This is a genomic window from Mesonia sediminis (genome assembly GCF_042684705.1).
Taxonomy (GTDB): Bacteria; Bacteroidota; Bacteroidia; order Flavobacteriales; family Flavobacteriaceae; genus Mesonia; species Mesonia sediminis.
Map to the genome: position 1 here is coordinate 919,502 of NZ_JBHULZ010000041.1, position 25,768 is coordinate 945,269.

Sequence of the window (25,768 nt, forward strand, 5' to 3'; positions counted from 1 at the left end):
TACGCAAAGAAATGTTTAAATTTGGAGCTTATACTATTTTTAAATGAAAAACAACACCGTAAAATTTTCTCGCATTGACACCAATAAGTTCTTTAGGACTCTAAATAAGCGAGTTAACACTTATTTTAAAGAAAACAACATCAACAAAACAGGTAACTGGAAACTTCACCTTAAGACCATAATCATGTTTAGCCTGTTTTTAAGTCCATACTTCATAATGTTAACCTTAGACATCTCCCAGTGGTGGATGCTTTTGCTCACAATAATTATGGGCGTAGGAATGGCAGGAGTAGGAATGAATGTGATGCATGATGCCAACCATGGTTCTTATTCTTCAAAAAAATGGATCAATAAAATTATGGGGGGTAGCATGTATATTTTAGCTGGTAACGTATACAACTGGCAGGTACAGCACAATGTTTTGCACCACACCTATACCAATGTGCACGGCCACGATGAAGATTTAGAAGCCGGCCGCATTATCCGATTTAGCAAGCACAGTAAATGGCGTAGGTTTCATAAGTTTCAACATTATTATTCGGTTTTCCTTTACGGATTGCTAACCTTTAACTGGGTATTAACAACAGACTTTAAACAAACACATCGCTATTTAAAGAAAAGATTAAGTTATGGTAAAATGCCTAATCCTATATGGCAATGGAGTACCTTAGCTATAACCAAAGCCTTATATATTGCCATTTGGATTGTTATCCCTATGTTGGTTCTAAGTATTGCTTGGTGGAAAATTCTTTTAGGCTTTTTTATCATGCACTATACCGCTGGACTAATTTTAAGTATTGTTTTTCAACTGGCACATGTGGTAGAAAATACAGAAATGCCTTTGCCCGATGAAAAAGGAAACTTAAAAAATACTTGGGCGATTCATCAATTATTTACCACTGTAAATTTTGCTACTAAAAATAGAATCATAAACTGGTTTACTGGCGGCTTAAACCACCAAATTGAGCACCACATATTTCCACATATCAGCCATATTCATTATGATAAAATTGCTAAAATTGTAAAGCAGACAGCGCAAGAGTGCGAGTTGCCTTACCACGAATACAAAACAACACGAGCAGCTATAGTTGCTCACTTTAAACATTTAAAAGAAATGGGGGCCAAACCAAAAATAGCCCTATCTTAATCCTATTGCTATGAATAAGCTATCAGACAGAATCAACCGGTTAGAGACAAGTGCAACCTTAGCCATGGCGGCCAAAGGCCGTGAGCTTAAAGCGGAAGGTAAAAATATAATCAGCCTTAGCTTAGGCGAACCCGACTTCAATACACCAGAATTTATTAAAGATGCTGCTATCGCAGCCATCAATGATAATTATAATAAATATACCCCGGTTGATGGTTATGATGATTTAAAACAAGCGATCATCAACAAGTTCAAACGCGATAATAACCTCAACTATGATAAATCGCAGATTGTTGTATCTACAGGTGCAAAACAATCTTTAGCCAATGTAGCTATGGTTTGCATCAACCCAGGAGATGAAGTTATTTTACCCTGCCCGTATTGGGTGAGCTACAAGGATATTGTGAAAATTGCCGAAGGAGTGCCTGTAGAAGTACCAACTACTATCGAAACAGATTTCAAAATGACTCCGCAACAGCTTGAAAAAGCCATTACACCCAAAACCAAAATGTTATGGTTTAGTTCTCCTTGCAATCCTAGCGGTATGTTGTACAGTAAAGAAGAATTAAGAGCCCTAGCCGATGTGCTTCAAAAACATCCAGATATTATTGTAGTGAGCGATGAGATTTACGAACACATCAATTTTACAGCCAACGGGCACGCCTCTATGGCCGCTTTTGACGATATGTATGAGCGTACGGTAACCGTTAATGGGGTTTCCAAAGCTTTTGCGATGACCGGTTGGCGAATTGGCTATATTGGAGCTCCCTCGTATATAGCACGAGCTTGTAACAAGATTCAAGGACAATTTACTAGCGGAGCCAATTGTATTGCCCAACGCGCAACTATTGCCGCACTAGAAGCTCCAGTGAGCAAAATTTCTTTTATGATTGATACGTTTAAAGAACGTAGAAAACTTATTTTAGATTTATTAAGCGATGTTCCAGGCTTTAAATGCAACGCCCCACAAGGTGCTTTTTATGTTTTTCCCGATGTCTCGGAATTGTATGGAAAAAGCTTCCGCGGAAAAACCATCAACAATGCTACCGATTTAAGCATGTACCTTTTAGAAGAAGCTGAAGTTGCTACCGTAACGGGTGAAGCTTTTGGAGATGCTAACTGTATTCGTCTTTCTTATGCCGCCAGCGAAAAAGAAATTACACAGGCTATACAACAAATTAAGGCTGCGTTAAGTTAATTATACTTAAAATTCAACATATAAAAATGCTTCTCCTATTGGGAAGCATTTTATTTTTTTATGGATTATATATTTTTTATTGAATGACTACAATTTAGGTTTCTATAATTTCTCCAATTCATTTTAATGCAACCACATACTTACCTAAAGGCTAGGTAGAAACATCTATATTTACTGCGCTTGCCTTTACATCTAAAATTTAATTATTTCCTATTACGGTTTGGGTAGAGATAATACTTATATAACCCGAACTGGCTCCAGCTGCTTGGTAATAAAACGTTATTTGATCGCTTGGGTTAAGGCTTATCTTTTGTAATTGGTAAGGGCTGTTTGCAATTACACTAGCATAATCTTTGTAGCCGTCAACTTCTGCTATAATCTCCAATTTATAGGTTTGTGCTATAGCATTTCTGAGTTTAAGTTGCTCTCCAATGCCATAAATTCTCTTTTTCGTCGTACCAATTCTAGATGGCAGGTTCATTAATTGTGTTTGCCTGTAATATAGAAGAATAATTGTTTGGTTGGTGGGCAAAGTTGTTGCACAATATTTGATTCTAATTGGGTAGATTTAAATTACTAACATCTAAATTACTAGAAAACATTAAATTTAAAATAAGACGTTAAAATGCAGTTAAGAGTTAACGATTTCTCCAGAACATGGGAGTCAAAATAATAAGCACCGTAAACAGCTCTAAACGACCTATAAGCATTAAAAACGCAGACCACCATTTACCCAACATGGGTAGGCTGTTAAAATTATCAACTGGACTCAGATCGCCAAACGCAGGCCCTATGTTCCCTAGAGAAGAAGCAGCTCCTCCAATTGCTGTCGGAAAATCTAAGCCTAACGCAGCCAATCCCATAGCTCCAATAATAAAAGCCAGCATATAAAGAATAAAGAATCCTAAAATATTAAAAACAATTTCTCCTTTTATTCCCTTACCGTTGTAACGGACTGGTACAATTGCATTAGGGTGTAATGCCCTTTTAAATTCAGCAATTCCATTTCTAATCATAATAATATGACGCACCACCTTTACCCCTCCAGAAGTTGATCCTGCCGAACCCCCTAGGAAAAACAAACCAAAAAAGAAAATAGTTAAAAAGGGGGTCCATAAAGTAAAATCGGCGGTAATAAAACCAGTTGTGGTTATCACCGTTAGAATTTGAAAAAGCGCGTGCCTGAAAGCACTTTCAAACTCTCCCCAAACTTTTGGATGCACTATGGTAGACTGACTTGTATCTGCATAAAAGTAAATTAGTAGCGCTGCAACAATAGCAAAACCAAAAACAAAAATAGCATACCATTTAAATTCATCTTCGTGCAAAATGCGTTGAATTTTTCCCTTAAAAGCAAAGTAACTCATCACAAAATTAGTACCTGCTAAGAACATAAAGACAATAATTATATATTGAATTAAAGGTTGATCATTCCAGTAAGCAACGCTTGCATTCTTAGTTGAAAATCCTCCTGTAGACAATGTACTAAGCGCATGATTTACAGCATCAAAAAAAGACATGCCGGCCAAATTCAATAAAATCGTTTCGGCGGCTGTGTAACCAACATAAATAAGCCATAATCTTTTTGCCGTGTCTGCAATTCTAGGTTTTAATTTATCTGCGCTGGGTCCTGGTGCTTCAGCGGCAAACAATTGCATACCTCCTATTCCTAAAAGCGGAAGAATGGCTACCGCAAGCACAATTATACCCATACCTCCTATCCAATGAGTAAGGCTACGCCATAATAAAACACCTTCGGGTAATACTTCTATATCGTCTAAAATAGTGGCTCCAGTAGTTGTATAACCAGACATAGTTTCAAAGAAAGCATTGGTAATATCGGGGATAGCATCCGTAAAGAGATAAGGCAGCATACCACTTAAGGCCATAAAAATCCAACCAAAGGTTACAATTATATACCCTTCTCTTTGTTTAAGTTTTTTGGCATAATCTCGGGTTACAAACATGAAAAGCATACCTACCATCATTGTGGTTACAGATGCTCCTGCAATTTGTACCGTAGCACCATCTTTGTAAACCCAGCTCACCAAGGTCGCAATAAGCATAAAGCCGCCATTGCATAACAACAGCAACCCCATAATGTATACAATAATTTTAAAATTAAGTTTAGGCATTATGAAAATAGCTTTTCTATTTTATGGATAGATCGGGGTAATGAGCACACCACTATACGGTCTCCTGGCTCTATCAAAATATCGCCCGATGCTATCATACCCTTACCTTTTCTAACTACGCCACCCACAATTGTAGATCTAGGAAAGTCGATATCTACAATACGTTTACCACAAACTTTTGATTTCTTATGCACAATAAACTCCAGCAATTCGGCATTTAAATTATTAAGTTTGGTCATGGCGACAACCTCTCCTTTGCGCACATACCTAAAGATGGTGTTTGCCGCTAGTAATTTTTTATTGATTAAGGAGTTTATTCCTATAGAATGACTCAATTGAAAATAATCCATATTTTCTACTAAAGCGATGGTCTTTTTCACTCCTTTAGATTTGGCTACCAAGCAAGACATGATATTGGTTTCAGAATTTCCCGTAACCGAGATAAAAGCATCCATATCATGAATATTCTCCTCTTCTAATAAACCTACATTCCTACCATCTCCATTAATTATTAGCGTATCATTCATCTCATCCGCTAATTCAAATGCCTTTTCTCTATCTTTTTCCACCAGCTTGACATTAAATTTGGCATTTGCCAATTCTTTCGCTGTTTGTTTACCAATCTTACTCCCTCCAAGAATCATCACATTTTTGATTTCTTGTTTTTGTTTACCCGTTAATTTATACAGCTGTTCAGACCCTTGCCTACTGGACATGAAATAAGCCTGGTCTCCTTCCTTAAACTCAGTATCACCACGAGGAATTAGCGTAAATTGGGTTCCATAGCGCTGTATCGCAATACAGACGAAAGGTATATCAGGAAAAATATTTTGGGCTTCTTTTAATGTTTTACCTAAAAATGGTGCATTACGCGAGAGTTTAAAACCAATCATTGACAAGGCCCCTTCATCAAACTCAAAGGTATCATTAAACGCCGATTGCTTTACCAAAGACTCAATTTCTTTTGCTGCTAATGATTCTGGTGAAATGAGTTCGTCTATCCCAAACTGCTCAAAGCCTACCACATCTTTATGCTCGATAAACTCGGTATTTCTAATTCTTGCAATGGTACGTTTAGCCCCCAATTGTTTTGCCAAAACACAAATAGTTATATTGGTTGTCTCGCTACTGGTTACACCAACCACCAAATCGGCTCCTTTTATTTGAGCGTCATGAAGTAATAAAATTGAAGTTGCATCCCCTTTTATGGTTCTTATATCCAGATGACTGTCGGCATACTCTAAACTTTCTGCATCCGGATCTATAAGGGTAATATCTTGAGACTCAAAAGAAAGCAGCTTCGATAAATGAAAACCAACTTCTCCTGCCCCTGCAATGATAATTTTCATGAATGGTTTTTTTAGTAGGGCAAAGATATGGCATTTACAATTGGAGATGCCAAGCTCTAACCGATTTTTTTATTTGTGAATCTTATTTTTAGTATTAAAACTTATCTTTGTCAAAAAAAGCCATGGCAAAGAAAGTCACCCCTTATAAAGATTCAAAACTAGCTAAGAAAAAGCAGGTAGAACAAATGTTTGATACCATCTCTGATAATTACGATGGACTCAATCGTGTCATCTCATTTGGTATTGATACTTCTTGGCGCAAAAAGGTAATTCAAATGGTTATGAACACCCAGCCCAAAAATGCTTTAGATATAGCAACAGGAACGGGAGACTTAGCTATTAGTCTAGCAGAAGCTGGAGTACCAGATGTAATTGGACTAGATTTATCTGAGGGTATGCTAAGCGTAGGACGCAAAAAAATAGAAAGCAAAGGCTTAGACAATAAAATTAAGATGACCCAAGGAGATTCTGAGGCTTTACCTTTTAAAGAAAATACTTTTGATGCGATTACAGTGGCTTTTGGCGTTAGAAATTTTGAAAGCCTAGAAAAAGGATTAGCCGAAATTTACCGCGTGCTAAAACCAGGAGGCATTTTTATTGTTTTAGAAACATCTGTCCCTACCAAAGCTCCTTTTAAACAAGGATATAAATTTTACACTAAATATATGTTGCCTAGTATTGGAAAACTGTTCTCAAAAGACAAGGTGGCATACAAATATTTAAGCGATAGTGCCGCGGTTTTCCCCTTTGGTGAAAAATTCAACAATATTTTAAAGAAAATTGGGTTTAATAAAGTGAATCATCATCCGCAAACTATGGGTGTAGCAACAATTTATTCTGCTTCAAAGTAATTTTATGAGATATTTATTGATGTGTACGGTGGTTTTTTTAAGCCTCACGAGCAGCTATGGACAAGGATTTTTTAACACCGAAAAGATTCGCAACAAAGATAATATGGACAAGCAGCGTTGGTCTTGGGGTTATTTTTTAGGCTTTAACTCTTACGGATTCGACTTGCAATACAATAAGCCCGCAACCGACATTGTGGTGAAAAACGATATTGGTTTTAATGTAGGGCTTTTGGGAAATCTAAGAATCAATGATTATATTGATCTAAGGTTAGAGCCTGGAGTTGTCTTTGCCAATCGCACCTTTACTTATACCGAAATTCCCGAAGACAATTTTAGAGATATCAAATCTACCTACATTCATGTGCCTTTGTTGGTGAAGTTTTCAACCAAAAGACTCAACAACTTTAAACCCTTTGTAGTGGGTGGGGTTTCACGCTCTATCAACCTATCTAGTAATGAAACTAATCCAGATGACAATAGCGCGGGCGAATTTAGAATGATTAATGATGCCAATTATTTTGAGCTAGGATTTGGCATTGATTTTTACCTGCCTTATTTCAAATTCACCCCCTCTATACGCGGTGTATTTGGCATGACCGATGAACTTAAGCGAGATAAAGACCCAAACAGTCCTTACACAGGGCAAATTGAATCTATGAAGTCACGCGGCATCTTTATTAATTTTACTTTTCAATAAGCATGCTTCGGTTTTTGGTTATTGATTAACTCCAAACCAAAAAGGAGAACTTAAACAGTTTTCCCTTAGCCGTAAAATTTTAACCCGCAAGTATCTAGATAACAAAATAAACGCCATTTTCAAATGGCACTAAACAATTAACCTCTTCTCCACTCGCTTAGCAAAATGGCCGTAGCCGTGGCTACATTTAAACTTTCAGTAGATTGGTTTTCGCCAAATTGTGGAATACTTATTTTTTGACTTGCTAAACTTTCGATGGTGGGAGAAATGCCGTTAGCTTCATTACCTAATATTAAAATTCCGCTTGACGGCAATTGGGTTTTATATACATTTTCACCATCCATAAAAGTTCCTAGTAGGGGTAAATCGGTGTTTTTTAAAGTTTCGTATAAATCCGTGTAAGCCATGTTTACTCTAGCAAGAGAACCCATAGTTGCTTGCACTACTTTTTCATTATAGCAATCTACGGTATCATTAGAACACAGAATTTGCCTCACACCAAACCAGTCACAAAGTCTTATAATTGTACCTAAATTGCCTGGGTCGCGCACTCCGTCTAAGGCTACCGCAAAATCAACCGCTTTCACAGTATCATTTTTTTCGGGTATTTTGAAAAGCGCTAATGCGATTTGTGGGGTGGCCAGCTTACTAATCTTTTTCAAATCGGCTTCGGTGATGAGTTGTAATTTCTCTGTTGGAACATAAAAGACATCTGTAGTGCTATACAGCAACTCCAATTCATAATTTGAGTTTAAAAGTTCTTTTATAACTTTAATTCCTTCGGCTACAAAAAGATTATATTTATTCCTATATTTTTTTTGCGAAAGACTGTTTATTAACTTTATTTGATTTTTGCTGAGCATAAATTGATGTATTTTTGAACCTAATTTTTAGATGATTTTGAGAGCCGTTACCGCAAAAATAATATTATTCTGCTTAGTCTTAAATTTTGTAAGCTGTAATCCTACAAAAAGAGTAAAAGAGAATGAGCGACTACTCACAGAAAACAGCATTTTTGTAAACAATGAAAAGTCAAAAGATAATGATTTATACAACCAGCTTTACCAGAAACCCAATAGCAAATTGCCGGTTTTGGGTATTCCGCTTAAGCTGCACATTTATAACCTAGCAAAACCAAACCCCGATTCGAGTTATACCGCTTGGTTAAACAGAAAGCCAAACCGCAAAAAACGACTCGCTTCGATTTATTCACAAAAACAAGTTGACCGCATTAAAAGAGGCTATTTATCTTTTCATAATACTTTAAAAGAATCGGGAGAACCTCCCAGTGTTTATGATGAAAACAAAAGTGTAAAAAGCAAAAATCGGTTAGAAGCTTATTTCTGGAACCGTGGGTGGTTTAATGCTGAAGCGGATTTTAAATCGGTAAACCATAAAAAAGACAGAACGCGTGTTAAATATTGGGTCACCACCAACAAAGCTTATGTTCTTGACAGTATACAAAAACAAATAAAGTCGCCGGTGGCAGACAGTTTGTATATGCTAAGCAAAAAAGAAAGTATTTTAAAGGCAGGACAACAGTTTAATACCGATAATTTTGAGGCAGAACGCGATAGAATCACTTTCTTTTTCAGGAATCGAGGCTTGTACCACTTTGAAAAAGAATTCATCAGTTTTGAAGCCGACACTTTAGACACCAACCATAAGGTAAAGACAGATATTATAATTTCTAACCGAGAAGTTACGCGCGAAGACAGCACCAAAACGGTGCCTTATAAAATTCACCGCATTAGTCAGGTTAACATATTCCCCGATTATTCTTTTAAATCTGGCAATTTTGCACAAGACTCGGCACAATACAAAGGCTATACTATTTACTCTTTTGACAAGTTAAAATACAAGCCAAAAACTTTAGCCAATGCGGTTTTTATAAGAAAGGGAGATGTTTACAAAGACCTCGACCGCTCTTTAACCTACAGAAGGTTAAATGAGTTGGGGCAATTTAGATACCCCGACATCAAGTATCAACCCGATCCAAGAGACAGTACCGGCACGCAACTTATTGCCAATGTTTTTTTAACCCCAAGACCTAAACTAGGAGTAGATTTTAACGTAGATGCCTCACGAAGTAACATTCAAGATTTTGGTATTGGTTTTGGAGGCTCTTTACTGATTAGAAATGTATTTGGTGGTGCAGAAAATCTAGAAATTGCAGCAAGAGGTAGTGTGGGTTCTTCAAAAGAAGCGGCTGATGCCAATGACCGATTTTTTAATATTTCAGAAATTGGTAGCGATGCCAGCCTCACTTTTCCTAGTATTGCGTTTCCTGTAAATACCGAAAAAATAATTCCCAAAAAAATGTCGCCGTTCACCACCTTACGCGTTGGCTTAAGCACACAAAAAAATATAGGATTAGACAAACAAAACGTTACAGGAAGTTTTTTCTACCGTTGGTATCCCAATGAAACTCTGAGCCATAAGTTTAGTTTAATCGATTTACAATATGTTAAGAATTTAAACACCAGTAATTACTTTAACGTATACACCAATTCTTTCTCTCGGCTCAATGAAATTGCCCAAGACAATATTTCGCAAATCAATCCCGCTTATTTCAATAACAATTCATCTGGTTCTGGCTTACCCAATCTTATTATTCCCGAAGGTGCCAATGGTTTTATTCGCGACCTAAGAAATAACCAAATTAATTTAACACGCGAACAAGAACAAATAGCCCGCGATATTATTGAAAGAAGGCAAAGATTAACCGAAGACAACTTGATTTTGGCCACCAATTTTTCGTACAATAAAAACACAAGAGAGGGTATTTACGATTGGGACTTTAGTCAGTTTCGCTTTAAACTAGAGACCGCAGGAAATTCGCTTGCATTACTAGGAAAAATGCTCAATTTAAAAGAAAACAGTCAGGGTAACTATGATTTATTTGGCGTACAATTTTCGCAATATATAAAACTAGAAACAGATTTTATCAAGCATTGGGATCTAGGCAAAGACAATATTATTGCGGCACGCATAATGGGTGGTATTGCCTTACCCTATGGTAACGCCAGCAGTATACCATTTGCAAGAAGTTTTTTTGCGGGAGGAACCAATGATAACCGCGGTTGGCAGGCCTATAGTTTAGGACCGGGTAGCTCTGGCGGAATTAACGAGTTTAATGAAGCCAATATGAAAATAGCTTTTAATTTAGAATACCGTTTTAATTTATTTGGCGATTTGCATAGTGCCGTTTTCACGGATATCGGTAATATTTGGAATGTAGAAGACAATGTAAAAGATGAAGCTTCCCGCTTTACAAAGCTTGAAGACCTTACAGAACTCGCCGTAAGTACTGGGTTTGGTCTGCGGTATGATTTAGATTTTTTTGTCATCCGGCTTGACCTTGGTTTTAAAACCTACAACCCCGCCCAAACGAAACAAAAATGGTTTCAAGAATATAATTTTGCCAATGTGGTTTACAATGTTGGTATTAATTATCCTTTCTAAGCCATTTTATTTTATTAATTTTGTCTCTTAAATTTATAAGATCAACTATATGAGTCATCAAATTAAACCCGGAGTTGCTACAGGTAAAGAGGTGCAAGCTATATTTAACCACGCTAAGAAACATGCCTATGCCCTACCGGCCGTGAATGTTGTAGGGTCAAACACCCTAAATACGGTTATGGAAACGGCTGCAGAGCTTAACTCACCCGTTATCATACAGTTTTCAAATGGCGGAGCTTCTTTTAATGCAGGTAAAGGTCTTTCTAATGAAAACCAAAAAGCCGCAATTTTAGGAGGCGTAGCTGGTGCCAAACACGTTCACCAGTTGGCCGAAGCTTATGGCGCTACGGTTATCCTACATACCGATCATTGTGCTAAAAAATTACTACCCTGGATAGACGGTTTGCTAGACGAGGGTGAAAAATTTTATAAAGAAACAGGCAAACCTCTTTATAGTTCTCATATGATTGACCTGAGTGAAGAACCTCTTGAAGAAAACATTGCTATTTGCAAAGAATATTTGGCTCGCATGAGCAAGATGGGAATGACTTTAGAAATTGAGTTGGGTATTACCGGTGGCGAAGAAGATGGCGTTGATAATACAGATGTAGATGTATCAAAATTATACACGCAGCCCAAAGAGGTTGCCTATGCATTTGAGGAGCTTAGTAAAGTAAGCGATCAATTTACCATTGCCGCCGCATTTGGAAATGTGCATGGAGTTTATAAACCCGGTAACGTAAAGCTCACCCCTACCATCTTAAAAGATTCTCAAGAATACATTAGCAAAAATTATAATGTACCCAACAACCATATTGATTTTGTATTTCACGGAGGCAGTGGCTCTAGCCTAGCCGAAATAAGAGAAGCTATAGGTTATGGGGTAATTAAGATGAATATAGACACCGATTTGCAATATGCCTTTACGGAAGGAGTTAGAGATTACATGAAAAATAATGAAGCCTATGTAGCCTCGCAAATTGGAAATCCTGAAGGAGAAGATTTACCAAATAAAAAATATTACGACCCAAGAAAATGGTTAAGAGAAGGTGAAAGCACTTTTAAAACAAGATTAAAACAAGCTTTTGAAGACCTTAATAATATCAACACATTAAGCAAATAAAATTTGCCCAATTAATAAGTAAAAATTATGGCTTGGTTTAAAAGAACAAAAAAGGGAATACAAACCGCTACCGAAGATAAAAAAGATGTACCCAAAGGCTTGTGGTACAAATCTCCAACTGGTAAAATTGTAGATGCCGAAGAGTTGGCTAGAAATTTTTATGTAAGCCCAGAAGATGGTTACCACGTAAGAATAGGAAGCAAAGAGTATTTTGAGATATTATTTGATGACAACAAATTCAAAGAATTAGATGCAAATCTTACTTCTAAAGATCCATTAAAATTTGAGGATAAGAAAAAATACCCCGACAGAATTCAGGAAGCAGAGAAAAAAACCGGACTAAAAGATGCTATTCGAGTAGGAGTGGGTAAATCTAAAGGTAAAGATCTAGTAGTAGCTTGTATGGATTTTAGCTTTGTAGGCGGTTCTATGGGTAGCGTTGTAGGAGAAAAAATAGCTCGAGCAGCAAAATATTCTCTAGATAACAGAATCCCGTTAATGATTATATCAAAATCTGGAGGTGCCCGTATGCAGGAAGCCGTACTATCTTTAATGCAATTGGCAAAAACTTCTGTAATGATCGCTCAACTCGCAGAAGAAAAGATACCCTATATCTCTCTGTGTACAGACCCTACAACGGGTGGTACCACTGCCTCTTATGCGATGCTGGGCGATATTAATATTTCTGAACCCGGCGCGCTTATTGGATTTGCCGGACCTAGAGTGGTGAAAGATACCACCGGAAAAGATCTGCCAGATGATTTTCAAACCGCAGAATTTTTAAAAGAACATGGTTTCTTAGATTTTATTACTCACCGTAGAGATTTAAAAGATAAAGTAAATTTATACTTAGATTTAATTCAAAATCAAGAAATAAGAGCATAAAAAAAGCGACCGTTTGGTCGCTTTTTTTATTTAAAATTATATAGCCCTCTTAAAATTACCTCTTAACAATTTGCTTTAAACTTTCCCCTTTACTACTTCTCACTTTTACAAAATACACTCCCGCAGCTAATGAAGAAATATCATAATCTTGCTGCAACCCATAATTGGCTACTTTTTCTCCTGTAATAGAAAACACGTTAACATTTTTTATCTTTTCTGAAGTTGTTATTTGAAAACTCTTTTGCACGGGGTTAGGATATAGACTTACCTCTATTATTTTAAAATCATCGATGTCTAAATTACAGGCATCTGAATAGTTATAATAACAACAAACAACCCAATTAGAATAATTACCTTGCCCAGCAATTGCTTGTGTTGGATTTGTAACCTGTATACATAAATCTCCTGTTTCATTTGGATCTCTATTGATCGAAATCTCTAAATTGGTTAAACTTAAATCACTCCCAGTTAAATCTATAGAATGTAAAGGCCAATTTCCTGTAGATTCTATTTTTTGTAAATTTGGATTATTGTTAAGTAGTAGTTTTCCAACGAATATAGTTATATTATCTAGGTCTCCATCCATGTATAATTCTTCTAAACTTACTAAGGCTGATAAATCAAGTGGAGTTGAATAATAGTCTATATGAGAATGTGAAATATCTAAGATTTTTAAAGATTGAAAAGCTTCTATTCCTGTTAAATCGGTCAAATGTTTCCAACTCAAATCTAAATTTTCTATACTACTAATATCACTTGTTAATACCTGCCCGTTTATGGTTTGATCTGAATCTATTCCTAAATCAATTAAAGCTTGTTCAAAATTTTGATCGGGAATACTCGTGGTTTGCGCGGTGACTCCCAAACAAAAGAAAAGGCTTAAAATACTTAAATATGTTTTCATAGTTTATATTTTTTATTGAATGATTAAATTTTTGGTTTCTACAATTTCCCCATTACACTTTAGTGCAACCACATAATTACCTGTAGAATATGTAGAAACATCTAGGTTTACTGAAGTTGCATTTACACCTAGAATATAATTATTACTAATTGCGGTTTGGGTAGAGGTGATACTTATATAACCAGAGTCAGCGCCAAAAATCTGATAATTGATAGTTACTTGGCTACTTGCTGGGTTGGTTGATTGGTAAGGTTGTCTCATAATATTTGATTTTACATAATTAATCTTCATCTAAAATACTAAATAATTACATGTAAGCTAATAAAAGTGTTAAAAAATTTCAATTGAAACATCTCTACACTCCATCACTTCTTTTTTTATAAAATTACGTTTAATTCTAAACTAAACAGATAATGTTGCTATTAAATCGTTTCTTAGATTTTATTTCTCACCGTAGAGATTTAAAAGATAAAGTAAATTTATACTTAGATTTAATTCAGAACCACCAGGTTCGCGCATAAAAAAGTGTAAAACACTTCAATCTATAAAAAACAGGCTAGCTTACAAGCTAGCTTGTTTTATTTTGAATCTAAATCAAGCTGAAGCTGAGCTTAAAAAATAAATTAAGTCTGTCAAAATAGATTTTACATAATTTTAAATACCTATAGATGAAGGAGGCAAAGAGTATTACGTGAGTGATGAACCCAATAAGGTTTGACAACTATTATATTATTTTGTTCTAAGCTGCTTAATTTCTTCCCTTAAAAAAGCAATTTCTTTGTCTTTATCTTCAATTATTTTTTCATAAAGCACTTTAGTTGTAAAAAAATCTTCCATTACCTCCAAATTGAGATCCTCTTTTTCATCAATTAGTGCAGCGGATTTTTGAGGAGGTTCTACTAGCAATCTGTGCATACTAACTTCTAAAACCGCTGCAATAGCTTTTAGGCGTTGGGTTGAGATGTTGATTAACTCTTTTTCTATTTTAGCATAATTACTTTGCGACATATGTAATCTAATGGCCATATATTCCTGAGAATAGCCTTTTATTTGTCTGAGTGCTCTAATGCATTTCCCAATACCAGTCATTTTACAACTATTTTAGTCTAAAATAGAATAATTTAGATTAAAGTAAAAGAATTTTAAGAATATCTTTACATCATTATTCAATTAAAATTTTAAAATGAAAAAATTAAACTTATTGTTCCTATTAACGATTTTTGTCACTTTCTCTTATGCTCAAGAAAAATCTTCAAACGATAAAAAAACAATTACAGAAATTATTTTTAATGAAGGTAATTTTTTAGAGGGAAACTATGAATACCTCAGTGTAAAAACAAGATACAACAATACATTCAGCGGTTCAGGATTTCAGATTGCATACTCCAGAAAAGTGTACAAAAGATTTCACTTAGGAGTATCTTGGGGTAAAATTTATGCCAAAACAGATGACAATTATGAGGATTTGTTTTGGCTAGATAGCGAAACCGAAATTAAGAAATGGGAAATAGGTGTTGCCTATTTAATTATTAATCAAAAGAGATTTAAAGTTTTTAGTGAAGTAAATTATTTAGGTATGTTTTATAACGGTTTGATAGAAAGAATTATAGATTCTGAAGGAAACCCTTATAATGTAGTTACAGGAAAATCATCAGATGAGACTTTTCAACTGCAGGTACAAGGAAATATTGCCTTGTATAAAAATTTGTTTCTTACGGCAAAAATAGGATATGGGTTTGGTTATAATCAATACAAAAGTATTTCTTTAAAAACAGGCTTAGGGTATCAGTTTTAAGTCTAATCCTGGCAAAATAATTTATTAATCCTTTTAAAAAGCCTCTAAGATTTAAATCTCAGAGGCTTTAAATTTTAAATAAAGTTGTGCTTATTTATCATTTTTATGATCGTCTTTAACAGCCTCATCGCGGTATCGGCAACAAGCGTGTACGCTATTATACGCCTCGTCGCTCGCTTTTAAATCGTTTACATCATGACCCACGGCCAAAATATTTTGTTTTACCTCACCTAAATCTGCTTTCTTAGCATTATAAATCAGTTTTAACTCGTGGGTTTCAACATTCCAAATGGAGCTTTTCACTCCCTTAGTTTTAATACTTGCCTTCTCAATACGTTCTTTACACATACCGCAAACGCCATCTACAACAAGGCTTGTTCTGGCGTTTTTACTTTGGGCAAAGGCCATACTTACGGCAAAAAATAAAAGTACACTTACTATTTTTTTCATTTTAATTTTAGTTTTAATTATTAGTTCAATTTATAACGAAGTCCCATATAATACATACTACCAAAGATAGGACCATATACAAAAGTAGTATCAAAATTAGAGCCAAACGGGTTATCGGCTGCTAAAATAGGTCGGTTTTGCCTAACGTTGGTTATGTTTTCTCCACCTAAATATACTTCAAACTTTGGCGAAAACACTCTCGTAACCTGTGCATTAACCGTATTTACTTCTGGCGAAAATTCGGGTAATTGATAAGCTTGCGGATTAGAATCGGTTTGAGGAAAGCGTTGTTTCCCTAACCAATTATAAGTAACATCAAACTTCCAAGTACTATTATTTTTAATAGGCGTTTCGTAAGATAGATTAGCAAAAAACCTATGTTGTGCCGTAAGAGGCTTCAATTTCTCACCACTTAAATACTTGGTTTTTATATCATAATATTTATAAGCCAAACGCGTATGTAAACCTTTTGCAATATTATAATTAGCTTCTACTTGAAAGCTGTTGGCATAGCTTTCATTCTTTAAATTATAAAACTGAATCTGCGTAGGCGATTCCCGATCGGCAACCAACTGATTTTCAAAATCTGTACGGTAAAAATCTACCGTAATATCTGCCTTATTGCCCCATAAATTAAATCCTTGTAAAAAAGAAACTCCATAATTCCAAGCAATCTCAGCATCTAAGCCGTAAGCCCCTTCAAGATTGGAAGGATAGATTTTTATGCTTCTAGACGTAGCGAATAAATTTTGATTTTCTGCAAAAATATTGGCCAAACGCTTTCCTCTACCAATAGATGCTCTAAAAGCCGATTTACCCCAAGGGGAATAACGTATATGCAATCTAGGAGTCAAGAAAAAGCCCATACGGTTATGCTGATCTGCCCGTAAGCCTAAAGTTAAATTTAGCTTTTCTAGGTTGTCAAAATTATATTCAAAGAAAGCGCCTACCGCATTATCTGTTCGCGTATAACTTTTGTTTTCTACAAGTTCTTCGTAATCATCATAAGTAAAACTAACACCCGTTTTTATTTTGTGCCTAGAATCGCTAATGATACTATTATACATAAAATTAGTAAATATGCTATTCTGGGTTATATCATACCTACGCAATCCAAAATACGACTCTTGGTTATGGTGACTAACCGAAAATTGCGCTCCCATCTTCTGCCAAGGTAAATCTGGGTTAACATAACCGAATTTACTTGAGAAATCATAACGTTGCGTTTTTATTTCGCTTCCCCAAACTTGGTTGCCTAGTTTATGTTGCTCTGGATCAAAATTTACTTGTCCCGCCTGTTTTTCATCGGTTAGCGCCCTAATATTAAAAAAGCCAACCAAGCCTTTTTCTGTGTCGGTATACTGCCAACGGTTCATCACATTAACTTGATGATATAAGGGCATATCTAAAAAACCATCATGATTTACATCGTGTTTTTCTTGGTGTATATTTCCGTGCACGTAAAGGCCGGTACTCCATTTTTTGCTCACGGGAGTATTGAAATGGGAATTCAACTCAAATCGTTGATTAGTGGCTCCATAAAGATTTAAGAAAAACCGATCATCTTTTGTGGGTTTCTGTAACTCAACATTTATTTGCCCTGCCATACTTTCATAACCATTAACTACACTTCCTGCACCTTTAGTAATTTGAATACTCTCTACCCAAGTACCAGGAGTAAAAGTGAGTCCATAGGCTTGTGAAGCTCCGCGTACTGTAGGTATATTTTCTGTAGCAATAAGTATGTATGGGCTGGTTAATCCCAGCATTTTAATTTGGCGAGTACCCGAGATAGCATCGGCAAAATTGACATCTATAGAGGGATTTGTCTCAAAACTTTCAGACAAATTACAGCAAGCAGCCTTCAATAATTCATCGCTGCTTACGTTAATTACATTTTGAGCATCTAAAAACGATCTAGAAGTTGCTTGTTTTTTAGAAACAATCTTAATTTCATCTAAATTGCTTTTAGGTGCTAAGTCTATCTTTAAAGGAATTTTAGCATCCCTAACCGCAACGGTATCGGTTGTAAAACCAATATAACTCACCACCAATTGTTGAGATTCGCTTTTATAAGGTAAGTCAAATTTTCCGTCAAAGTCTGTTACGGTTCCTACTTGGGTGCCTAGCCAATACACATTAGCGCCGGGCAAAGGCATATTTTTTTCTCCGCGCTCATAAACAACGCCGCTTATTTTTTCTTGTGCACCCGCACAAATACCTAAAAATAGCATAAAAAGGCAGGATATTCTTTTCATTGTAATTGCTTTTAATTTTTAATTGATGTTCGGTAAAAAACATAAAAACTGCCTTCTGTGAAATCTACTAGGGCAGTCTAATTAAAAATAAAAGTCTAAATGAGCCATTGCTCATTACGCAAATAAAGCGGAGTATTACAGAATGGAGGTGTTTTGCTCCAAACTAATAAATGGAGTCTTTGCTCCTGTATTAAGCTTAAAGCGGAATTGATAGAAGTAAAAGATAAAATAGATGCCTTTGGCACTTGAATATCCCAATCTGATTGATCTTGCTTAAGTTGCTTTTGACCAGAAAAAACTTCGATAGAATCTTGGCAACAAGAATTTTCAAAATTAATTTGCTCTTCTGGGTCGGGCTCTGGACAGCAAGATTGGGTATCTAATCTAAAACTAAAATCAACTAATATCTCTGCACAAAAATGCTTTTCTACTGCAAAAGAAGTGGTAGACAGCAGTAGTACAAAAGCTATAAAAAAAGCTTGAAATTTTATGACAGCATTTTTAAACATAGCACAAAGCTATAAAAAATAAGTAACTTGCACCAATATGAATTTGACCAAACTAAAAGACAAAGTCAACCCCGTTATAATTTAATGAATAACGGATTTATAAAGTCAGACTACTTTCTCAATATCATCCTTTACAATAATCCGCTTAAAGCGGAAGTAAATAATTGCATTAACTAGAATAAATTAAAAAATTATGTTTTATATTTGCCGCTTGATAGAAAATCTATCTATGCATAATAATCATTGAAATAATATTGGAATGTATTTAAGTAAAGAAGCAAAACAAGAATTATTTGAGAAGTATGGTAGCGGAAAGAATGATACCGGATCTACCGAAGGACAAATCGCATTATTCACTAAGCGAATTGCACACATCTCAAAACATTTAAAAGGAAACCAAAAAGATTTTAACTCTGAGCGCGCTCTTGTGTCTTTAGTGGGTAAAAGAAGACGTCTTTTAGACTACCTAATGAAGAAAGACATTATGAGGTATCGTGAAATCGTAAAAGATTTAGGACTTAGAAAATAATTTTAAGGGGGCGTTTTGCCCCTTTTTTTTTACCTTGGTGTAAGAAAATAAAGAAAAAGCTACAGTAATAGTTTTTCATTGGTCATTACAACTACACACAACACACACAACCCAGGCCGTCCTGGATCCCGACGGAGACCATTGTTAACTTAGAAATAAAAAGTATGATTCCAAAAACATTTAAAGAGGTTATCGATTTAGGAGATGGAAGAGAAATCTCTATCGAGACCGGAAAATTAGCAAAACAGGCCCACGGTTCTGTTGTTGTGAAATCAGGAAATTCTATGCTGCTGTGTACCGTAGTCTCTAACTACAAACAAAGCGACGTTGATTTTTTACCTTTAACGGTAGATTATAGAGAGAAATTTGCGGCTGCCGGAAGATATCCTGGCGGTTTCTTTAAAAGAGAAGCACGACCAAGTGATGGCGAAGTGCTTACTATGCGTATTGTAGATCGCGTTTTAAGACCACTTTTCCCTAAAGATTACCACGCAGAAACGCAGGTTATGATTCAACTTATGTCTCATGACGATGATGTGATGCCAGATGCTATGGCTGGTTTGGCTGCCTCTGCGGCTATTCAGTTATCAGACATACCATTTGAGTGTGCCATTTCTGAAGTTCGTGTAGGTCGTGTAAATGGTGAGTTTATCATCAACCCCACGCTTAGCCAATTAGCTGAATCGGATATCGATATGATGATTGGTGCTTCTGCCGATTCTGTTATGATGGTTGAAGGAGAAATGAAAGAAATTTCTGAAGAAGAAATGACGGAAGCCATCAAATTTGCTCACGAAGCAATTAAAAAGCAATGTGAGGCGCAAATAAAACTGGCCGAAGCTTTTGGTAAAAAAGAAACCAGAACTTATGAAGGTGAAAGAGAAGATGAAGCCTTAGCTAAACGAATTCACGATTTGGCTTATGATAAAGTTTATGAAGTAGCCAAAGCGGGTTCTTCTAAAGCAGAACGCAGTGCAGCTTTCGCGGAAATTAAAGAAGAAATTACCGCTAGTTTTTCTGAAGAAGAGCAAGAGGAGTATGGCGATTTAATAAGCAAGTACTACAGCAAAGCCGAAAAAGCAGCAGTAAGAGATTTAACTTTAAATGAAGGTTTACGTTTAGACGGACGTAAAACAGATGAGATTAGACCAATTTGGTGTGAGGTTGATTACTTACCTTCTGTTCACGGTTCTTCGATTTTTACTCGAGGTGAAACCCAAGCGCTTGCAACGGTGACCCTTGGTACTTCGCGCGAAGCAAACCAAATAGATATGCCTAGTTTTGAAGGCGAAGAGACCTTTTACTTACATTACAATTTTCCTCCATTCTCAACTGGTGAGGCAAGACCTATTCGAGGTACCTCACGAAGAGAAATAGGACATGGAAATTTAGCTCAGCGCGCCCTTAAAGGAATGATTCCAGATAATTGCCCTTACACCGTTCGTGTAGTTTCAGAAATCTTAGAATCTAATGGTTCTTCTTCAATGGCGACCGTTTGCGCAGGAACTATGGCAATTATGGATGCTGGGGTTCAGCTTAAAAAGCCGGTTTCAGGTATTGCAATGGGACTTATTAGCGATGCCGATAGTGGTAAATATGCAGTGCTATCAGATATTTTAGGTGATGAAGATCATTTAGGTGATATGGACTTTAAAGTAACTGGTACAGCAGAAGGTATAACCGCTTGCCAAATGGATATAAAAGTAAAGGGTTTAAGTTATGAAATCTTAATTAAAGCGCTTCAACAAGCTAGAGCAGGTCGACTGCATATCTTAGAAAAAATTACGGACACTATAGACCAGCCAAACGAAACGGTTAAAGCACACGCGCCTAAAATGATTACCCGAAGAATTCCTAATGAATATATTGGTAGTCTTATTGGTCCGGGTGGTAAAGTAATTCAAGAATTACAAAAAGAAACCAACACTACTATTGTGATTAATGAAGATCCTGTTACCGAAGAAGGTATTGTAGAAATACTGGGTACAGACCAAGAAGGAATCGATAAAGTTTTAGCTAAAATAGATGCTATTACCTTTAAGCCTGAGAAAGGAAGCGTTTATGAAGTAAAGGTAATTAAACTTTTAGATTTTGGAGCTGTAGTAGAATATACAGAAGCACCAGGAAATGAGGTTTTATTACATATCTCTGAATTGGCTTGGGAAAGAACAAACAATGTTACCGATGTGGTAAATCTTGGCGATGTGATAGACGTAAAATATTTTGGTTTTGATCCTAAAACCAGAAAAGAAAAAGTCTCTCGTAAGGCACTTCTTCCTCGACCTCCAAGAGAGCAGAAAAACAAAGAATAAAAAATTATTATTTTAGAATTTTAAGCCTTCCCCATACAGGAAGGCTTTTTTATACACTGCCAAATTATCACCTCTCGGCAAATGTGTCAGTCTCTTTATTTTAAATAAACCGATTAACTTACCAAAATTCGTTAAAATTATACGTAATTCTTAAACAATACTTAAATATTTGTTTTTAAGTTAAAAAAAGTTATTATTTAAGAAGTTTTATTGCTAATTCCGACTATCGCATGGTAGTTGTAGCTATTAAGACAACAATAAATTATTAACTTAAAAATAAGGAATGAAATTATTAGTAATTGGTGGCGGTAACATGGGTTTAACCTATTCTGAAGGTATGGCTAAGTCTGCTTTAATGAATGGAAAAAAAGTTAGAATTTTTGATACCGATCCAAAAAAAATTACGAAATTAAAAGAAGAAAATTTATTTGCTGTTTATGACAATTTAGAGGAGGTACTTCCCAGCGCCGATTTGGTTTTTATCGCGGTTAAGCCTTACCACTGCGAAGAACTTTTTGAGCAAATGAAACCTCTAATCAATCCCCATCAAATTTTTGTATCATTGATGGCCGGGGTAACCATCGAAACCATAATGCAAGGTTTAGATACGCGAAAAGTCGTACGTACTATGCCTAATCTCCCTGCTCAAGTGGGTAAAGGAGTTACCTCTTACACAGAAAGCGATGCAGTTACACGTGTTGAATTGCTAACCGTTCGTAACTTATTAGATACAACCGGCGCATCTATTCACGTTGACACAGAGAATTTCATAGATGCTTCAACGGGAATTTCAGGTAGCGGTCCTGCTTATGTATTCTATTTTATGGAATCAATGCTCGAAGCAGCAAAAAAAATGGGCTTTTCAGATTACGACTCCAAGGTTCTTGTTAGTAACACCTTCGAAGGAGCGGTAGAATTATTCAATCAGTCTGACTTATCACCAAAATCATGGATGGATCGTGTAGCTTCTAAAGGAGGAACCACTAGAGCCGCCCTAGACTCTATGGAAGATAATAATGTAAATGAACTCATTAAAGAAGCGGCTTACGCAGCTTTTAATCGTGCTGTTGAATTAGGAGAAAAGAAGAACAAGTAATGACAGAAACAAAAGACATAAAACGGGTAGTAGTAAAAGTAGGAACCAATGTAATGACCAATAAAGATAATCGCATCTTAGGTCCGGTTTTAAAAGAAATCGTTCGTCAAATTGCGGTGCTTTATGAACGCGATGTCATGGTTATATTAGTATCTTCTGGATCAGCTATAGCAGGAAAAGAAGTACTTAGTCAATGCAGTATAGAAGACGCTTCTACCAGAAGACAAGTATATTCGGCTGTCGGGCAACCCCGTATGATGAGACACTATTATAGTTTATTTCACGATTACGGAATGCGCTGCGCCCAAGTTTTAGCTACTAAACGCGATTTCGCACCAGGAAGACATAGAGAAAATATGATCAATTGCTATGAAGGCTTACTATCACAAGGGGTTATTCCTATTGCCAATGAAGATGATGCGGTTTCTCTTACCATGTCTATGTTTTCAGATAATGACGAGCTGGCCAGTCTAGTGGCTGAGTTGGTAAACGCCGACCGTTTGATTATTCTAACCGATACAGATGGACTTTATACTGGGCATCCAGATGACGATGACTCCGAAAAACTTAAACAAGTGACCCCAGACCAAGATGTTGAAAAATATGTTCAAGCCTCTGAAAAAGGGGAAGGAGAAGGCAGAGGCGGAATGGAAAGTAAATTAAAAATAGCTAAGCAAACCGCACTTAAGGATATACCTACCTATATCGCAAAAGGTAAAATACCTAATGTTATTGTAGATATAGTAGAAGGGAAAAATGTAGGTACAGAGTTTATTGTTAATGACTAAAAGATTAAATGAAGTAAGAATTAAAACAAAGCTTATGCAATTATTAGAAACAGATAAAAAAAATAACGTATTAGACTCAATGATGCGAATCATTGATCAACGAAGAAAAGAAATTATAGCGGCCAATCAAAAAGATCTTGATGCATTTTCTAAAGATGATCAAGCGCTTTACGACCGATTAGTGGTAGATGAAGCAAAGGTTGACGATATGATTAAAGCTATAAAAGAAGTAAAAGTACAGGAAGATCCTGTTGGGAATAACATTGCCGAAAAAAAATTAGATAGCGGGTTAGAAATCATCAATAAAACTGCTCCATTTGGGACCATTATGATTATTTATGAATCCAGACCCGATGTTACCATTGAAGCAGCCGTATTAGCTTTTAAAGCCAATAATAAAATTTTACTTAAGGGAGGTAAAGAAGCTAAACACTCTAATTTAGTTTTAGAATCTTGCTGGCATGAGGCTTTAGCCGAAAATGATTTAAGCAAAGATTGGATACGTCTAATGCAAATGGATAGACACGAAACAAGAGATTTCCTGAAAAACCCAACTGAACCATTAGACTTGATTGTACCGAGAGGTGGAGAGCGTTTGATTAATTTTGTAAAAGAAAATGCGACTTGTGCCGTACTGATTAGTGGTAGAGGTAATAATTTTCTATACGTATCGCCAAAAGCTGATTGGGATAAAGCCAAAAAAGTTATCATCAATGCCAAAACCAATAAAATTTCGGGTTGCAATGCTTTAGATAAGGTGCTATTAGATAAAAACTTAGAGAACTACGAAGCAAAGGTAGCCGACCTTTATAGCAGTTTAAAAGAAGTAAACGTAGCGGTCTGGGCAGATGAATCAATCCACGCTTTATGCTCAGAAACGAAATTACTAACCGATAAAGAGGCTTGGTACGAAGAGTTCTTAGCGATGAAAATTTTGGTAGCTGAAGTTTCAAGTATGTCAGAAGCTATTCAGAAGATAAATAAATATTCAGGTGGGCATTCAACTGCCATTATTACCGAGGATAAAACCGAAGCTCTAGCTTTTATGGAGCAAATTGACAGTGCTGCGGTTTATCACAATGCCTCTACTCGATTTACAGATGGAGGTCAAATGGGAGTTGGTGCAGAACTAGCCATTAGCACAGACAAACTACATCATCGTGGCCCACTAGGTCTTAAGCAATTGGTCACCAATAAATATTATGTATTTGGCGATGGCCACATAAGGGTATAATTAAAAAAAGCCAGAACAAAAAAGCCTTAAAATCAATTAAATGAGTTTAAGGCTTTTTTTATGTGCACTCAAAATAAAAATGTATTACTTTTGTAACCTTTTTCAAAAAGGCACGTATAACCTAATACAAGCATTAATTTAACTGGGAGCATTTTAAATGAGACAACTTAAAATTACAAAGCAAGTAACCAATAGAGAAACCGCATCTTTAGACAAATACTTGCAAGAAATTGGTAAGGTAGATTTGATTACCGCAGAAGAAGAAGTAGAGTTAGCACAACGTATTAAAGCAGGTGATGACCGAGCTTTAGAGAAATTAACCAACGCTAACCTTCGTTTTGTGGTATCGGTAGCTAAACAATACCAAAACCAAGGACTTACCCTTCCCGATTTAATCAACGAAGGAAATTTAGGATTAATTAAAGCCGCAAAACGATTCGACGAAACGCGTGGTTTTAAATTTATCTCTTATGCCGTTTGGTGGATCAGACAATCTATACTTCAAGCTTTGGCTGAGCAGTCTAGAATTGTACGTTTACCCTTAAACAAAATTGGCTCAATTAATAAGATTAATAAAACATTTGCCTTTTTAGAGCAAGCCAATGAACGCCCACCAAGTGCCGAAGAAATTGCCAAGGAATTAGATATGACCGTAAACGACGTTAAAGAGTCATTGAAAAATTCAGGTAGACACGTTAGCATGGATGCACCTTTGATAGATGGTGAAGATTCTAATTTATATGATGTATTGAAATTTGGTGAGTCTCCAAATCCTGATAAAGATTTAATGCACGACTCTCTAAGAACTGAAATTGAGCGAGCGCTTGAAACTTTGACTCCGAGAGAAGCCGATGTTTTAAGACTGTACTTTGGCTTAGGCGACCAACAACCTATGACCTTAGAAGAAATAGGAGAAACTTTTGATTTGACCCGTGAACGCGTACGTCAAATTAAAGAAAAAGCTATACGCCGACTTAAACATACCTCAAAAAGCAAAATACTAAAAACCTATTTAGGATAAATAAAAAACCGCCGATTGGCGG

Annotated in this window: 24 protein-coding genes and 1 pseudogene; 15 read left to right on the forward strand and 10 right to left on the reverse strand. The window is 36.0% G+C overall.

Going from position 1 to position 25,768, the window contains the following annotated elements:
- Window positions 1–43: 43 nt before the first annotated feature.
- Both ACFSQ0_RS12280 and ACFSQ0_RS12285 read left to right on the forward strand, forming a co-directional pair.
- On the forward strand, window positions 44–1,147 hold the full coding sequence (locus ACFSQ0_RS12280) for a fatty acid desaturase family protein (protein WP_379048682.1): 1,104 nt from the start codon (window positions 44–46) through the stop codon (window positions 1,145–1,147).
- A 10-nt stretch (window positions 1,148–1,157) separates the two neighbouring features.
- Window positions 1,158–2,345, forward strand: coding sequence for a pyridoxal phosphate-dependent aminotransferase (locus tag ACFSQ0_RS12285; protein ID WP_379048684.1), 1,188 nt, complete (start codon window positions 1,158–1,160; stop codon window positions 2,343–2,345).
- Between the two features lie 199 nt (window positions 2,346–2,544).
- Here ACFSQ0_RS12285 and ACFSQ0_RS12290 read toward each other — a convergent pair whose 3' ends face one another.
- The 3 genes from ACFSQ0_RS12290 to trkA form a co-directional block, all read right to left on the reverse strand.
- Window positions 2,545–2,826, reverse strand: a complete 282-nt coding sequence (locus ACFSQ0_RS12290; protein ID WP_379048686.1) for a hypothetical protein — start codon at window positions 2,824–2,826, stop codon at window positions 2,545–2,547.
- 157 nt (window positions 2,827–2,983) lie between these two features.
- Window positions 2,984–4,480, reverse strand: a complete 1,497-nt coding sequence (locus ACFSQ0_RS12295) for a TrkH family potassium uptake protein (RefSeq protein ID WP_379048687.1) — start codon at window positions 4,478–4,480, stop codon at window positions 2,984–2,986.
- On the reverse strand, window positions 4,480–5,829 hold the full coding sequence (gene trkA / locus ACFSQ0_RS12300; protein WP_379048689.1) for a Trk system potassium transporter TrkA: 1,350 nt from the start codon (window positions 5,827–5,829) through the stop codon (window positions 4,480–4,482). Before trkA ends, ACFSQ0_RS12295 begins: the two co-directional genes overlap by 1 nt.
- 122 nt (window positions 5,830–5,951) lie before the next feature.
- On the opposite strand from trkA, the gene ubiE reads away from it, so the two are divergent.
- Window positions 5,952–6,680, forward strand: a complete 729-nt coding sequence (ubiE, locus tag ACFSQ0_RS12305; protein ID WP_379048690.1) for a bifunctional demethylmenaquinone methyltransferase/2-methoxy-6-polyprenyl-1,4-benzoquinol methylase UbiE — start codon at window positions 5,952–5,954, stop codon at window positions 6,678–6,680.
- Window positions 6,681–6,684: 4 nt separating this feature from the next.
- Window positions 6,685–7,377, forward strand: a complete 693-nt coding sequence (gene porT, locus ACFSQ0_RS12310; protein WP_379048691.1) for a type IX secretion/gliding motility protein PorT/SprT — start codon at window positions 6,685–6,687, stop codon at window positions 7,375–7,377.
- Between the two features lie 137 nt (window positions 7,378–7,514).
- Here porT and ACFSQ0_RS12315 read toward each other — a convergent pair whose 3' ends face one another.
- Window positions 7,515–8,240, reverse strand: a complete 726-nt coding sequence (locus tag ACFSQ0_RS12315) for a TrmH family RNA methyltransferase (RefSeq protein WP_379048693.1) — start codon at window positions 8,238–8,240, stop codon at window positions 7,515–7,517.
- Between the two features lie 31 nt (window positions 8,241–8,271).
- Between ACFSQ0_RS12315 and tamL the strand changes: the two genes are divergently transcribed.
- The 3 genes from tamL to accD are packed head-to-tail and all read left to right on the forward strand — an operon-like array spanning window position 8,272 to window position 12,850.
- On the forward strand, window positions 8,272–10,842 hold the full coding sequence (gene tamL, locus ACFSQ0_RS12320; protein WP_379048695.1) for a translocation and assembly module lipoprotein TamL: 2,571 nt from the start codon (window positions 8,272–8,274) through the stop codon (window positions 10,840–10,842).
- Window positions 10,843–10,891: 49 nt separating this feature from the next.
- Complete coding sequence (fbaA, locus tag ACFSQ0_RS12325; protein WP_379048697.1) at window positions 10,892–11,965, forward strand: class II fructose-bisphosphate aldolase; 1,074 nt, start codon at window positions 10,892–10,894, stop codon at window positions 11,963–11,965.
- Window positions 11,966–11,992: 27 nt separating this feature from the next.
- Window positions 11,993–12,850 carry an acetyl-CoA carboxylase, carboxyltransferase subunit beta gene (gene accD / locus ACFSQ0_RS12330; RefSeq protein ID WP_379048699.1) on the forward strand — a complete coding sequence of 286 codons (858 nt, stop codon included), beginning with the start codon at window positions 11,993–11,995 and terminating at the stop codon, window positions 12,848–12,850.
- Between the two features lie 55 nt (window positions 12,851–12,905).
- On the opposite strand, the gene ACFSQ0_RS12335 is transcribed toward accD, so the two are convergent.
- Together ACFSQ0_RS12335 and ACFSQ0_RS12340 are read right to left on the reverse strand one after the other, a co-directional pair.
- Window positions 12,906–13,754: a T9SS type A sorting domain-containing protein gene (locus ACFSQ0_RS12335; RefSeq protein WP_379048701.1), complete on the reverse strand. Its 849-nt coding sequence runs from the start codon at window positions 13,752–13,754 to the stop codon at window positions 12,906–12,908.
- A 12-nt stretch (window positions 13,755–13,766) separates the two neighbouring features.
- Window positions 13,767–14,015 (reverse strand): hypothetical protein, encoded by a 249-nt coding sequence (locus ACFSQ0_RS12340; protein WP_379048703.1) that lies wholly within the window; start codon window positions 14,013–14,015, stop codon window positions 13,767–13,769.
- A 170-nt stretch (window positions 14,016–14,185) separates the two neighbouring features.
- On the opposite strand from ACFSQ0_RS12340, the pseudogene ACFSQ0_RS12345 reads away from it, so the two are divergent.
- Window positions 14,186–14,275 (forward strand): annotated as a pseudogene (locus tag ACFSQ0_RS12345) (acetyl-CoA carboxylase, carboxyltransferase subunit beta); the annotation flags it as partial.
- Window positions 14,276–14,483: 208 nt separating this feature from the next.
- Here the strand turns inward: ACFSQ0_RS12345 and ACFSQ0_RS12350 are convergent.
- A complete protein-coding gene (locus ACFSQ0_RS12350) occupies window positions 14,484–14,843 on the reverse strand; it encodes a helix-turn-helix domain-containing protein (RefSeq protein WP_379048705.1) in 360 nt (119 codons plus the stop codon).
- A gap of 94 nt (window positions 14,844–14,937) precedes the next feature.
- Between ACFSQ0_RS12350 and ACFSQ0_RS12355 the strand changes: the two genes are divergently transcribed.
- The gene (locus ACFSQ0_RS12355) at window positions 14,938–15,549 is read left to right on the forward strand and encodes a hypothetical protein (RefSeq protein ID WP_379048707.1); all 612 of its coding nucleotides are present in this window, start codon (window positions 14,938–14,940) and stop codon (window positions 15,547–15,549) included.
- A 90-nt stretch (window positions 15,550–15,639) separates the two neighbouring features.
- Here ACFSQ0_RS12355 and ACFSQ0_RS12360 read toward each other — a convergent pair whose 3' ends face one another.
- The 3 genes from ACFSQ0_RS12360 to ACFSQ0_RS12370 form a co-directional block, all read right to left on the reverse strand.
- Window positions 15,640–15,999: a heavy-metal-associated domain-containing protein gene (locus ACFSQ0_RS12360; protein ID WP_379048709.1), complete on the reverse strand. Its 360-nt coding sequence runs from the start codon at window positions 15,997–15,999 to the stop codon at window positions 15,640–15,642.
- 20 nt (window positions 16,000–16,019) lie between these two features.
- Window positions 16,020–18,257, reverse strand: a complete 2,238-nt coding sequence (locus ACFSQ0_RS12365; protein WP_379048711.1) for a TonB-dependent receptor — start codon at window positions 18,255–18,257, stop codon at window positions 16,020–16,022.
- Window positions 18,258–18,352: 95 nt separating this feature from the next.
- Window positions 18,353–18,766 carry an HYC_CC_PP family protein gene (locus tag ACFSQ0_RS12370; RefSeq protein WP_379048713.1) on the reverse strand — a complete coding sequence of 138 codons (414 nt, stop codon included), beginning with the start codon at window positions 18,764–18,766 and terminating at the stop codon, window positions 18,353–18,355.
- Window positions 18,767–19,025: 259 nt separating this feature from the next.
- Here ACFSQ0_RS12370 and rpsO point away from each other — a divergent pair, with 259 nt between their 5' ends.
- From rpsO to ACFSQ0_RS12400, 6 genes are all read left to right on the forward strand, one after another.
- Entirely contained in the window at window positions 19,026–19,295 is a 270-nt protein-coding gene (rpsO, locus tag ACFSQ0_RS12375) for a 30S ribosomal protein S15 (protein WP_379048715.1), read from the forward strand.
- Window positions 19,296–19,459: 164 nt separating this feature from the next.
- Complete coding sequence (locus tag ACFSQ0_RS12380) at window positions 19,460–21,607, forward strand: polyribonucleotide nucleotidyltransferase (RefSeq protein ID WP_379048717.1); 2,148 nt, start codon at window positions 19,460–19,462, stop codon at window positions 21,605–21,607.
- 283 nt (window positions 21,608–21,890) lie between these two features.
- Complete coding sequence (gene proC, locus ACFSQ0_RS12385) at window positions 21,891–22,703, forward strand: pyrroline-5-carboxylate reductase (protein WP_379048719.1); 813 nt, start codon at window positions 21,891–21,893, stop codon at window positions 22,701–22,703.
- Entirely contained in the window at window positions 22,703–23,491 is a 789-nt protein-coding gene (gene proB, locus ACFSQ0_RS12390) for a glutamate 5-kinase (RefSeq protein WP_379048721.1), read from the forward strand. The genes proC and proB overlap by 1 nt, the downstream gene beginning before the upstream one ends.
- A gap of 34 nt (window positions 23,492–23,525) precedes the next feature.
- The gene (locus ACFSQ0_RS12395) at window positions 23,526–24,725 is read left to right on the forward strand and encodes a glutamate-5-semialdehyde dehydrogenase (protein ID WP_379048723.1); all 1,200 of its coding nucleotides are present in this window, start codon (window positions 23,526–23,528) and stop codon (window positions 24,723–24,725) included.
- 157 nt (window positions 24,726–24,882) lie between these two features.
- Entirely contained in the window at window positions 24,883–25,746 is an 864-nt protein-coding gene (locus ACFSQ0_RS12400; protein WP_147861450.1) for a sigma-70 family RNA polymerase sigma factor, read from the forward strand.
- Window positions 25,747–25,768 lie beyond the last annotated feature (22 nt).